At 40.0% G+C, this 13,548-nt stretch carries 9 protein-coding genes; 3 read left to right on the forward strand and 6 right to left on the reverse strand.

Going from position 1 to position 13,548, the window contains the following annotated elements; genetic code table 11:
* Positions 1–6 precede the first annotated feature (6 nt).
* Genes BQ7997_RS19380 through BQ7997_RS19390 form a run of 3 tightly spaced genes read left to right on the forward strand, consistent with a single transcriptional unit; the run spans position 7 to position 3,776 of the window.
* Positions 7–1,632: a fimbrillin family protein gene (locus BQ7997_RS19380; protein WP_073347708.1), complete on the forward strand. Its 1,626-nt coding sequence runs from the start codon at positions 7–9 to the stop codon at positions 1,630–1,632.
* Between the two features lie 50 nt (positions 1,633–1,682).
* Positions 1,683–2,960, forward strand: a complete 1,278-nt coding sequence (locus BQ7997_RS19385; RefSeq protein ID WP_073347709.1) for a rhamnogalacturonan acetylesterase — start codon at positions 1,683–1,685, stop codon at positions 2,958–2,960.
* 42 nt (positions 2,961–3,002) lie between these two features.
* Positions 3,003–3,776, forward strand: coding sequence for a hypothetical protein (locus tag BQ7997_RS19390; RefSeq protein WP_073347710.1), 774 nt, complete (start codon positions 3,003–3,005; stop codon positions 3,774–3,776).
* An 88-nt stretch (positions 3,777–3,864) separates the two neighbouring features.
* Here BQ7997_RS19390 and BQ7997_RS19395 read toward each other — a convergent pair whose 3' ends face one another.
* From BQ7997_RS19395 to BQ7997_RS19420, 6 genes are all read right to left on the reverse strand, one after another.
* On the reverse strand, positions 3,865–4,071 hold the full coding sequence (locus BQ7997_RS19395; protein WP_044655132.1) for a DUF3791 domain-containing protein: 207 nt from the start codon (positions 4,069–4,071) through the stop codon (positions 3,865–3,867).
* Positions 4,072–4,087: 16 nt separating this feature from the next.
* Positions 4,088–4,336 (reverse strand): DUF3791 domain-containing protein, encoded by a 249-nt coding sequence (locus BQ7997_RS19400; RefSeq protein WP_044655133.1) that lies wholly within the window; start codon positions 4,334–4,336, stop codon positions 4,088–4,090.
* 185 nt (positions 4,337–4,521) lie between these two features.
* Positions 4,522–6,114 carry a RagB/SusD family nutrient uptake outer membrane protein gene (locus BQ7997_RS19405; protein WP_044655134.1) on the reverse strand — a complete coding sequence of 531 codons (1,593 nt, stop codon included), beginning with the start codon at positions 6,112–6,114 and terminating at the stop codon, positions 4,522–4,524.
* Positions 6,115–6,125: 11 nt separating this feature from the next.
* Entirely contained in the window at positions 6,126–9,239 is a 3,114-nt protein-coding gene (locus BQ7997_RS19410; RefSeq protein ID WP_073347711.1) for a SusC/RagA family TonB-linked outer membrane protein, read from the reverse strand.
* 202 nt (positions 9,240–9,441) lie between these two features.
* Positions 9,442–10,320 carry a sialate O-acetylesterase gene (locus tag BQ7997_RS19415; protein WP_044657054.1) on the reverse strand — a complete coding sequence of 293 codons (879 nt, stop codon included), beginning with the start codon at positions 10,318–10,320 and terminating at the stop codon, positions 9,442–9,444.
* A gap of 125 nt (positions 10,321–10,445) precedes the next feature.
* Positions 10,446–13,409, reverse strand: coding sequence for a glycoside hydrolase family 2 protein (locus BQ7997_RS19420; protein WP_073347712.1), 2,964 nt, complete (start codon positions 13,407–13,409; stop codon positions 10,446–10,448).
* Positions 13,410–13,548 lie beyond the last annotated feature (139 nt).

The following is a 13,548-nucleotide window of genomic DNA, read 5'->3' on the forward strand; positions in this document are numbered from 1 at the left end:
GCGAAGATGAAACAATATAAACTTATACAAGTAGCTTTGCTGGCAATCCTGTTGTTCGGTTGGGCTGGTTGTTCTCAGATTGAGGAAGAAGTTCCGGGAAATGCACGGAACGGAATTGTACTGAATGTGACTGACACAGGTCTGATTAGCAATGAACCGTCTACACGTACGGAAGATGCGGGATTCGTCACTACCTTTACTCAGGGCGACCAAATCGGATTGTTTGCCGTGAAAGACGGTGCGATATTGAACGAGATCAATAATATGCCCTTTACTTTCAATGGTTCGAGTTGGTCGGGAAAACCAATATTATATGATGACCGCCTGGCGGGAGTGACTTTCTATGCTTATTATCCTTATCAACCGGATATGAGCGATAAAACAGATTTGGCAGGTGACGATTTCTTTGCTCCTTTGGTAGCCGGTTGGGAGTTGACTACGGAGCAGAGTGACCAAAAAGCATATGCGAAACAGGATTTGATGACCTCAAATGCAACCGCATTGATTGGTGAGAACGGAAACTACTCATTAAGTTTTCAGTTGACGCACCGCATGAGCCTGGTTGTTGTGAAACTGCCTTCCACCCGTTATATCTTTACGGATGCCGAAGGAGTGGCAATGCCGGAAGAAACTCCTTATGTTGCTATGCCTGTTGATGTAGCTTTCTATCTTGACAATGTGGGCGAAGGAAATAAAATAGCTCCTTATTATGATGCAAAGCAGGATGAATACCGTTTGCTAAGGAAACCGTCATCGGAGAATCAGATTATCGGTCATTACAATGACAAGCAATGTACGCTTGATACAACGGAAAAGATGAAAGAAGGAAAGTACAAACGTTTTGTTGTTGATGGTGGATATAAAGAGGTGACACATCATTTGCAGGTGGGCGATTTGTATTATGCGGATGGTAGTGTTATTTCTGTAGAGGAAGAAACTCCTTCTTCTAAAAACTGTATTGGTGTAGTTTATTATGTTGGTAATCCGCAACCATCTGCTCGATATGGTGATGTAAGCAACTATAAAATTACTCCGGAAATGGATATCTTGAAACAAGAATATCCTAATTGTTGTCATGGTCTTGTATTGGCATTGGGGACTGATGTTGCAGATAGTTGGGGAGATGCAACTGTTTTTATGCATGAATGGTTCTTGACTTTTGATGCAAAGTCTCATTTTACCTCATTAAGTGGATATTATTTTGATAATGCAAAGGATAATGCGAAGAATATTGAAACTCGGTTTGGATTGGGATATAATAATGTGAGGGTGATTGAAGAGTATGTAAAGCTTAATATTGATAAGAGTGATTCTTATGTTGTACTTCAACAAATAAGAGAATATCAGAATAAATATGATACTCCAAGTACGAGTACAAAGTGGTATTTGCCTTCGATAGGTGACTTTAATGGTCTAATTGCTACTAGTACAAATAATTTATTTCCACTTCTGAATAGACAAATTGAAAAAGTTGGTGGTATTGGATTACACTCTAATAAGGAGTATTGGACTAGTACTGAAAGAAGAAAAGAATTGACCTATTATGCAATATATAATGGTAGTCGGTTTGAAACAAATAAGACGAAAAATAAGACGACAGAATATTTATATCGTTTTGGTCTTGCTTTTTAATTCGATGTTTTTGAGGTATTGTATATTGAAAGCATAAAGCATAAAGGATTATGAAAAAAGTAATTGTATCAATGATATTGGCGGTGTTTCTTGTATTAACAAGTTATGCACAAGTCTATAAATTCGACTTTACTTCTGACAAGAAAGTAAAAGAGGGATATGTCAAAGTGACATCCGAAACCTTGTTCAACGAAGAACAAGGTTACGGATACGACCTGCAACCGGCATGGGACGGAAAAAGCAACCAATCTTTTTTCTTCTCCGTCAATGTTCCGGACGGTAATTATAAAGTAACCGTTACTCTTGGCAGCAAGGACTCAGCCGGAAATACGACAGTACGTGCCGAATCCCGCCGTTTGTTTATAGAGAATCTTCCAACTAAGAAAGGAGAAACGCTTGTTGAATCTTTCACCATCAACAAACGGAACATGTATATCAACGGGAAGCAAAAAGTCAAAATCAAACCGCGTGAAAAGAATAAATTGAACTGGGATGAGAAACTGACACTTGAATTCAACGGTGATACCCCGCGCATAACTTCCTTAGTTATCGAACGTGAAGATAAAGTTCCCACCATTTTCCTTTGCGGCAACTCCACCGTAGTGGATTATGACAATGAACCTTGGGCTGCCTGGGGGCAAATGTTTCCACGTTGGTTCACCGACGGGATAGCTATAGCCAATTATGCCGAATCCGGAGAATCCGCCAATACCTTTATCGGTGCCGGACGTTTGAAGAAAGCCCTGACACAGATGAAGAAAGGCGATTATCTCTTTATGGAGTTCGGGCACAATGACCAGAAGCAGAAAGGCCCCGGCAAAGGAGCTTTCTATTCTTTCATGTATAATTTGAAGATTTATATTGATGAAGCGCGTGCAAGAGGTGCGCATCCTGTATTAGTGACTCCGACACAACGCCGTCGCTTCGATAAGAATGGCAAGATAATGAACACTCACCTTGATTATCCTGACGCGATTCGTTGGTTGGCAGAAAAAGAAAACGTACCTTTGATTGATTTGAATGAAATCAGCTGTACGCTTTATGAGGCAATGGGCGAAGACGGCTCTAAACATGCGTTCGTGCATTATCCGGCCAATACCTATCCGGGACAGACGAAGGAATTGAAAGATAATTCCCACTCCAATACTTTCGGTGCTTATGAACTGGCTAAATGTATTATTGAAGGAATGAAGAAAGCTGATTTGGATGCGGTGAAGTTCTTGAAAAAGGATTATAAAGGATTCAATCCTGCTCATCCCGACAGATTTGAAGATTTCAAATGGAATCTGTGTCCGTTTACGGAAATAGAGAAACCGGACGGTAATTAATATAAATAACACGGATTAAAAGCATAAAATAAAAGAGGAATTATGAGAAAAGTTTTTGTATTAATGGCGTTGGCGGTACTTGCATTGGGAAGCCAGGCGCAAGTTTTGAAGAATGACCTGTTGAAAGGTTATAAGGTAGGCGATACTTTGGAGAAAACGGTTTATGATGATAAACGGGCTTCCATTAACGTGGATACCTGGTGCGGTGGCTTTACAGCCAAACCGGTAGAAGGGGTGGTAAGTCCTACTGTCGGAAAGGCTTTATCCTATGCAGGATATAATGAAGCAGGCCTATCTATTAACTTTGGTTTTCCACAGGGTGTGAAAGGTTCCCGTGTCAGTGTGTATTCCTTGGTTGAATCAGGGAAAGTGTACTCCAAAGGAATTTATTATCTGGCTTGTCTGGTGAATTTTGCTAAAGTCGGGTCAAGTAATCTGGCAGACTTTTTGGCTGCAAGCGCAAGTTATGTTGGCGGGGGAAATCGTGGGCAGGTATATGTCAGACGTGAAGGAAATGATAAAATCAAATTTGCTGTCGGCTTGCTGAAAGAACGCAACGAGACTCCTATGGTATATGATTATAACACAACGCATCTGCTGGTATTGAAAGTAGATTATGACAAGAATGAGGTCTCTTTATTCGTTGACCCCGAATTAAGTCAGAATGAACCGAAAGCTGATGCAGTGGTAGTTGGTGAAGAAGGTGCCTTGAAAGCCGGTCTGAAAGCTATCTCGTTTAGAAACCGTAGTGGTTTCAAAGGAAATATCGGTAGTTTCCGCTTTGCGAAAGACTGGGCAGGTGCTGTTGGAAAATAGTAGGATAGATTAATCTGTTAAAAGAAGAGGGGGAAAGTTGCATTGCAGACAACTTTCCCCCTCTTTAAGTAATGGCAGATTATTAAGATTACTGCCTATCCTGCAATTCACGTAATACATCATTTATAATATAGGTATCACTCATTAGATGCAGACCGTAACGGAAATCATGCAACATAGCACATACATTTGTTTCATAAAACAGATTTAATGCCCGTTCCGGGCTTATCTCCAATCGGCTCGATAATAATAGGATGATGCGACTGATTTTTCTCCAAAGTACTTGTTCTCTCATATATAAAGTGTTATTTTCATATCGTACTTCCCTCCTGTGCTTCCCAGTTTTTCAAGGCCTCGGCCACATCCTCGCCTACATGTTTCAGGCTTTGCGTGTGCATCACCTCGTAATTGTCTAATAGAAGACGTTTGATTAGGTTCATTTTCTCTAAACGTCGGCGCATTTCCATAGGAGAAATTCCCATTTCTCGTGCTCCGGCTTCTATTGCCATGACTGCAAAGTGAATCTTTTCACTTTCTAGGATATCCGGTTGTTTACACATAATCGTTATAATTCAGTTTATGAACAAAGATACTTGATGGCAGGCAAATAAACAACATTGCTGAAACTTTTTTGTATATACAAGTAAAAGTCCTCAAGGCTGCCACCTGAGGACTTTTACTTGTTTAAAAATAAATAGTATGGTATTGCTTGATTATATCATTGTCTATTCGCTAGGTATGTTGATTACTTATATGCGGTATTTTGTTCATAAAGCCCTTCTTTCACTTTCATTTGTGCATCAGGAATAGGATACAAGTAAGTATCGTCTCTTACGCGAAGATATAAATTGTATGTTTCATTTCCCTCGTCGCCATATCGTTTGAACATATCTTGCAGTAACTGTTTGAATCGTCCTTGGCGTACGATATCATGCCAGCGGATTCCTTCACTAGCCAGTTCTCTACGGCGTTCTATATCGACAGAATCAGCAAAATTAGCAGGAGTTATATTCTCGTCTAATTTGGGAAGCCCGGCTCTTGTCCGTATTCTGTCAACATATTCTTTTCCTTCCGCAGGTCCGGTGATTTCGGCATACATGAGCATGATATCTTCTAAACGGATGAGGGGATAATTGGTTGGAAAATAATTACGGTCGACTATCTGGCTGCTAATATCTGAATAACCTAGTTCTTTCCTTTTTACATTATGTTCGAATAGCTTGACATAAAAGTCTTCTCCCGTATATGGTCTTCCGTCTTCGTCAACCATGTTCCCAGTTTCAATAGTGCCATGGCAACGCTGGTCGATGTATTCATCATTTTCATCTTTCTGTGTGAAGATTTTATCTAGTGATTTTTCGCAGTAAACTGTATTGCCTAATAATTTGACAGCTGTATAGACTGGTGAAACAGAAGGAACTGAAGCCGGAACCATTGGGTTACCATACCCATTGGCTGCAATATATTGAATCTCAAAAATATGATATTTATTGTCGTTTTCACTAATCCACATTTTATTCCATTCATCCATATCCTTCGCCCAAAATTTTTGGTTGTTTGCGTCGGAATAGTCTATAACTTCTTTAAATAATCCTTTTGCTAGCTCCTTTTTAGAGTCATCTTTAATCGGAAAACCTGCCATAGTCAGATAAACTCGTCCTAGTAAAGATTTGGCGGCAGCTAAGGTAGCTCGTCCTGCTGCTGCGGATTTTCCAGCGTAGTCTAAAGGTTCGTCCACTAAAAATCTTATTGCATCCTGTAAATCTGGAATAATTGCATTTTCATAAACTTCGACTGTTTCGGATTGCTTGATTGTCATTGCGGATTCGATTGATATCGGTTCTAATATGACGGGAATCCTGCCAAAATAGCGCACCAATTCAAAGTAGGCAAGACCTCTTAGGAACTTAGCTTCTCCGATAAATTGTTTTTTTACATTATCCAGGTCTGTTGAGAATTCCACTTGATCAACTTTGGATAAAAATAGGTTGGCTCGTGCAATAATCTCATATAAGTCATTCCAAGCGCTGGATATAGTCGAAATAGTAGTGATATTCGAATTGAAGCAAGCGATATCCACATAATCACGTTGCTTTCCTAATTTGTAAGGTACCCATACGTTGTCCGAACGTATTTCAGACATCATCCATGAATATTCAGATAGAGGCATCAGGCCGTTATAAATACCGATAATGGCCTGTTCCAATTGTGATGGGGTCTGATAGAAATTTTCGCTAGTACGAGTGTCTACAGGCGTGACATCCAGCCAGTCATTACAGGATGAAAAACACAAACCTAAACTTATTGTGCCGCTTATAATATAATGATATAGTTTCATAAAATAAATATTTAAAATGTAACGTTAATTCCTAAAGAAATTACTCTGGCTTGTGGGTAAGCTCCATAATCATAATCACCAGATGACCCGTTGCTGGATTCAGGAGAGAAACCTCCGTCGTATTTGTCCCACATGAGAAGATTTTCTGCGGTGACATAGACACGTGCGTTCTGTACTATCTTTTTTAACGGTAGTTTGTATCCTAAAGTTATATTTTTTATTTTGATGAAATCCGAACTGTACAACCAACGGGTATCATATAACTGACCGGTATTTGAATTTCCGATTCCGGGTGTTTTCCCGTCACCAGGTTCTTCTTCCGAACGCCACATGTTTTTCCATCGGGATAATACATTGATACTTACTCCCATTCCGGGTCTGTCCATGGCACGGCCAAGCAAACCATATATTTTACCGCCTGTTTGTCCGGTTATCAGGATTGACAGGTCAAAGTTTTTATATTTAAATGTATTTGTCATACCGAACGTAAAGTCAGGATCCGGTTTACCAACTAGTGTACGGTCGTTATCATTGATATATCCATTACCGTCTGTGTCTCGGAAACGTACATCACCTACCACGGTTTGTTGCATGACCGGATATTTCTTAAGGTCGGCTTGTGTTTGATAAACACCGATTGCGTCATATAAGTAGAATGATTTGACGGGTTGACCAACCATGAAAACTTGAGTGTTTTCAAATCCGGTAAAATAAGAACTGTTATCGTCTCCTAAACTGATTACTTTATTTTGATTATATCCTATGTTGAATGAGGTATTCCATTTTAATTTTCCAACAAGGTTTTTAGTACTAAGTTCAACTTCAAATCCTTTGTTTCTGATGGACCCGATGTTACCCCAAGCTTTTGTAAAGCCTAATAAAGCTGGTACGTTTACTTTATACAATAAATCTTTGGTGGTTTTTATATAATAGTCAGCAGATATAAAAATACGATTTTTAAATAATCCCATATCGAGAGCGATGTTCCAACTGTCAGTCTTTTCCCAACCCAATTCCTGATTGTTCAACGAAATAGGAGCAAATCCGTTGATAACGCCACCTGATGTATAATTCGCATTATCTAAAACAGCAAGTGAAGCGTTGGATGGTATAGAGTTATTTCCGTTCATTCCCCAACTGGCACGTATTTTTAGTGAGTTGACAATGAAATCTTTAGACCAGAAATTTTCGTTAGAAATTCGATATGCAGCGGAAATGGCAGGGAAAATACCCCAACGACTGTTTTTACCGAAGCGGGAAGAGCCATCCCGGCGGATACTTGCTGTCAATAAGTATCGGTCGTCATATTCATATTGTGCACGTCCAAAATAAGACAATAAACGAGAAGGAGTGGACAGATTGGCTGCCGCCCTCTGCATTACTACGTCTTGCATATCAAAAATTTCTAGTGCATTATCAGGAAATTGTTTGGCAGATAAGTTACTTGAAGAGCCGTTGGAACTTTCCATAGAATAACCAGCCATTCCACTTACAGTATGCTTGTCAAATGTTCTGTTATATTTTAATAATGCTTGTAGCAGGAATTTATGACTTCGGGTGTCTGAACGACTGCCGGTCGTTTCATAACCTTCTCCGTTACTCCATTTGGATGTAATATTGCTAGGCTTGAAATTACGGCTTTGACTGCTGTTGAAATTATAAGAACCGGTTAGCTCTGCTGACAAACCATTCCAAATGTCTGCTTTGACATAGGCAGAGGTGCTAAAACGGGCGTTCTCAGAATCCCTGACTGTTTGTTCCATGTTAGCAATCGGACTTACTTTGCTGGAACTTGTCCATGCATAAGGCGGGTGGCCTTCGGCTCCAGTGTATAACCCTGATGCAGGTTCTACTATCGGGCACATGGTAAGCATATTGTTGGCTTGTTGGTCTTTGCCGTCTACGCGCCCGCCTTCACTCCATGTCGCACTGGGAGCCAGGTTGAATCCTATAGTGATACGGTTTAATATTTTAGATTCTATATTGGCGCGCAGAGTCAAGCGTTTGTATCCGCTGGTAATGGCAATTCCTTGTTGATCTACATACCCTAAGGATACGCGATATTTGGTATTATTTCTTCCGCTGGAGATAGACAACTGGTAATTCTGCAGAGGTGCCAAACGGAAAAATTCATCTTGCCAGTCAACTAATAACAAACCGCCGTAGTTCGGTTGTGTCCAACGGTCGTCATTAACATAATTGTAGTTCATTTTCCCTATCAGTTTTATGCGGGTTGCCATATCGTCGTTTGCAGTTGCTCCCATGCTGGCATATTTCTCCAGATATCTTTGGTTATTGTATGAGGTGCGAAAGTCAATCCATTCTTCCGGAGACAGTACATCAAGTTTCCTTTCCAATGACTGGACACCGTATGAAGCCTGAAATTGTACTCTTACTTTAGACTCTTGCGCTGCCTGTTTGGTAGTGATAAGCACTACACCGTTCGCACCGCGTGAACCGTAGATGGCAGAAGATGAAGCATCTTTTAGTACTTCAATAGACTGGATGTCACTGGGGTTAATACTGCCTAAATCGTCTGCGGGTATTCCATCAATCACATAAAGCGGGTCTGAACTGGCATTGATAGAAGCGGCTCCACGAATACGGATTTGCAACTCTGATCCTGGTTCGCCTGTAGTGGTACGTACCTCTACTCCTGCCAATTGGCCTTGTAAAGCGGACGCGATGTTTGTTGTGGCTCGGTCTTCCAAACTTTCTGCATCTATTTTAGCTATAGATCCGGTAATATTTCCTTTTTTGGCAGTGCCATAACCGATAGACACAACTTCGTCTAATAGGATAGAAGACTCATCCAGTTTGATATGAAGGGGGTTGTCGGTAATGGAAACAGTTTTAGTGTTAAAACCGATAAAAGATACTTCCAGTGTTCTAATACTATTAGGTAATGACAGAATGAATTTTCCGTCCAAGTCTGTAATAGTTCCTTTGCTAGCACCTTTCGCCTTTACATTGGCGCCGATTATTGGTTCGTCTTTTTCATCGACTACAACACCAGTTACTGTTCGCTCTTGTGCAAACGACATTGCTGAATGTAGTAAAGTTATGAGAAGGAATAATTGTATTTTCCTTCTCCAACTGCATTTTCCATACAAAATGTTTTTCATGTTGATATATCTAAGTGATTAAATTAATAATTTTAGAGAAGCAGACAGACTGTAGTTTGTCTGACTTCTTCTGCAAAGGAAGTGCATTAGAAGAATTTACGTCTAAATATTCGTACGGAAAAGATGTAATTTCATACTAATTACTGAAAAATATACTTGGTATTTGTACACTATCCTTTATGATAGTACAAATATAACCATTTCAGCGAAGTGCTTTTATACGTTCATACATCTGTTTACCCAAATATTCTGCAGAATCTTGGTTGAAATGTAAACGGTCACCCATCAGCTCTGCATTTGACATATCTATTAGCCAGACATTTTTATCTTCTTTGGCAAAGCGTCTCATAGCGGCTTCCACTTCGCTGCCGTATTGCTTGTTTTTCTTGGCTACTGTGCCGAAGATGAATGGAAGTTCGGAATAATCCTTTCCTGTTTTTTCACTTAAATGATTGCGTATATACAGGACTACTGTTTTCAGGTTTTCGTAATATTTGTCTCCATGGGCATGGTCGCTTTCTCCTTGATGCCACAAGAATGCATCAATTTGATAACCGTTCTTTAGCTTTGATAATGTATTGTCAATACAACCATCTATGTTATTAATAAAAGATAGAAGTAATGAACGTCCTTTTTGGTTGGTGGATATGTTATTTGCCAGCCATTCTGGATTTGCCGACCAGTGAACCGATTTGTCCGAAGTTGTGGAAGGCTCGATGGAAGTTCCGCCGATAGCCCATTTGATGACGTAGAAAGGTTCCTGCCACATTTGTTCCAGCCAATAATATGTAACAGCGTCATATCCCCATGTATTCGGTTTGGCTCTTCTTTTACTTTTTGGCCAATAGGGGCGAAATTTTCCGTCTGTTCGGTTTTGGGCTATTTTGCAATATTTGTAAGCACCTGTAGTGAAGGCTGTGTCTGTTGCCATAACTTTGATGTAATCCGGTAGCCGGTCATTGGGAACTCGCCCATCGGTATTTGATTGCCCGGCTGTAATAATAACGTGTGCAGGTTCATTTTTGCTTGCATAACAGTTGCAACTGAACACAAAGACTAAAATAAAAAATAAATTCTTCATATGGGAATATTATTGAGATAAGTTATGTTGTTGAAAGTCCTTCTAAACGATAAAATAAACGTAAGAAGGACTTTCTATCAAAACTAACAATATTATTTGAAATCTAATGCCTGTTGAAAACTGGATCAGTTGATTGATTCAAGAAACTCAACTTCTACAATTCTAAGAGTATTTTTGCTTTTATTCTTTTCCAATTCCATTTCGTTCGCCACTTTTGCTTTTACTTCTGTTATTTCTCCAAAAGCGTCATTATCACTTGTGTTGCCTTTCAGACGGATTGTGATTGTACTTGCTTTTATAGGATTGTCTATAGTCAGATGGACATATCCCAAGCTTTTGTCGGTATTTCCACTCCATATTAGTTTGTTTCCTGCAAATACTTCCAAAGGATAACTACGAGTACGCCATCCTTGTAATTTTAGGCAAATATCATCTATTTTAGCCTCTCTCTCGAGTGTATAGGTTATCCATGCTGTACTTAGTTTACCATCATTTTTCCATTCACTCAATTCATTATCATCGAAGCTTTTTTCTGTTTCTCCATTGTTGAAACCTGCTTTTGCAGATACTATTCGTATTCCCTTTTTGGTATCTTTATAAGATGGGGTAGATGGAGTTTCTCCTTTATCTAGCCTACCTTTCAAAGTTGCTTGCGGAAGATAAGTGCTTAATCCTTTGTTTACTTTTACCGGAATGGTTTCCAATGTAATAGTTTCGGCTGGAAGCCCTTTCGTTTGTGCTGTTAGAATAATTTTTCCTGCAGTGGTTGTACTGCGGATAAGGGCGCGGTTGATGCCGCACTCTACCGGTAGATTGGTATCGAGGATATGATTGTGTTCTCCTTGGGCAATTCCTCCTCGCCATTCTGCATTGCCTTTTAGTGTGAATTGTACTGTACGGTTATCCAGCGGACAACGGTTCCCGTTTTTGTCTACTACTTCCACTTGTATTAATGCCATGTCTGCACCGTCAGCGTGGAAACCTTCCGGATTCAGAATGGTGGTGAGTTTTAATTTCGCGGGTTCTCCTACTGTTTTTATCATATAACGACTGACTTCTTTACCAGCTTTGTTGTAGCTGATAGCTTCCAGTTTTCCCGGTTGGTAAGAAACCTTGTCGAAAGTGAAGAGGAAGTTGTATTCACGTTTTCCTTTTCCTAAAGATTTGCCATTTAAGAAAAGTTCTACATCTTCTCCATTAGAGACAACATATACAGGTTTTGTAGTATTTTCAGGATAATTCCAATGTCCGATTATATAAGTCTGAAACCTATCTGTATCTACCCATCCATTCCACATGACTTGATGGGTATAGAAACCATCTTTTTCAATACGCATTGGGTCTGTTACACCACTGCGCCGGTAATTTTCGGCTCCCCGATGATGGGTGTTACTGTCGGAGAAAATAATTTTAGCTCCACCGGAATTGACTCTGGTACCTGTTCCGGGGCGTTCACGCCAATAGTCATACCAACGGCGGATAAGTTCGACGGCAAATTCGTCTTGGTTGTGGTTATAGCTAGTGGCCGGTTGGTTACGGTGGAGCGGTCCGTCACCTTCTTTATGGAAAGGATAACTGTATTCATCCCAATATTTGCGTAGTCCTTCGTCGCGACAATATTCAGTAGCCCACATCGGGTGGTGCATACTCTTATTAATATATAACATTTCACCCCCGTATTCAGCTTCACGAATGTCCAGCATTTCACGTGAACCGATAGCTCGTCCACCGAAAGGATCGTATTTGTCACGGATAGCTTTCATTTCTATCATGTGTTCACGACTGATAGATTCATTGCCGCATTCATAAAAAAGAATACTGGGATTATTACGATTATAGATTATTGCATCACGCATTAATTCGACACGTTGTTCCCATTGGCGTCCTTCACGGTCTTTTTCAGAGTCTCCGGCAGGCATTGCTTGTATCAGACCTACGCGGTCACAAGATTCAATGTCCTGCTTCCATGGTGTGACGTGCATCCAACGAACTAAATTTCCGTTGCTTTTCACCATTAGAGCATTTGAGTAATCACTAAGCCAGGCCGGAATAGACATGCCTACAGCAGGCCATTCATTGCTTGTACGTTGTGCATACCCTTTCATTTGGATAATACGGTCGTTCAGCCATATTTTACCCTCAGCGAAGCGTGTCTTACGGAATCCTGTACGTGTATTTACCTCATCAAAAACTTGGTTGTTTTCATTTTTTAGTGCTGTTTTTACTGTGTACAGATAACCGTATCCCCAACTCCATAAATGAAGATTGCCTATAAGAGCAGAAGCTTTTACTATCCCTGTTTCTCCGGCTTTTAGAGTCACTTTGTCACCTTGGAAGCTTTTGACTTGTTTACCGTCAGCATCGAATACGGTTACCTGATAGCTGAATAGGCGAGGTTCTTTACTATCATTTCTGACTTCCGATTCAGCATGAATCGTTGCTTTGCGTCCTTTTACATCAATGTCTTTGGCATAGACATATACGCCTGTTGTTTTTAGGTTACTGTATAAAGGAAGAGTTTGGTAAACATTGTCAGTAACATAGAGAAAAACATTTTTAGGAATACCGCCGTAATTGGCATTGAAATTCCGGTCGTTCCACTGAAATCTTGATTTTGTAGCAGCTTCTCTATAGGTCCAACTGTTATCAGTGCGTACTGCAATTAAGTTTTCACCTTGTTTAATGTATGGAGTTAGGTCGAAGCCTACTGCCATGACTCCGTTCTCATGTTTTCCTAAGTGGTGTCCATTGATATAGAAATCACCGCCTTGACGTACTCCTTCAAACTCTATGAAAACTTTCTGGTTGCTTTTTAATTCGGGCAGTTGGAACTTTTTACGATACCAAGTTATGGTATCTGTAAGTTCCTCGATAGATACTTTGAATGCTTCATCTTCGTTAAAAGCATGGGGCAAAGTTACTTGTTTCCATTGACTGTCGTCAAATTTAGCATCTTTAGCTTTAGGATAGTCTCCTGTCCGCAGTTTCCATTCACTGTTGAAATTGTATTTTTTACGTTCGGATGCCTGTCCTTTGATAATAGGCAGTGCAGCCAATAGAAATACAAAAAGAAATAATTTGTGTTTCATGATAATCAATTAAAATGTTCTGCTGCAAAGAAAGTGCATTGAAAGAAAATAGACCTATACTACCGTACAGAAAGGATGTAATTTTTATCTTCCGGTGAAAAAAGCGGAACGGGTATTTGTACACAATTTCGGATAATAG

This window comes from Bacteroides congonensis (assembly GCF_900130125.1).
GTDB lineage: Bacteria > Bacteroidota > Bacteroidia > Bacteroidales > Bacteroidaceae > Bacteroides > Bacteroides congonensis.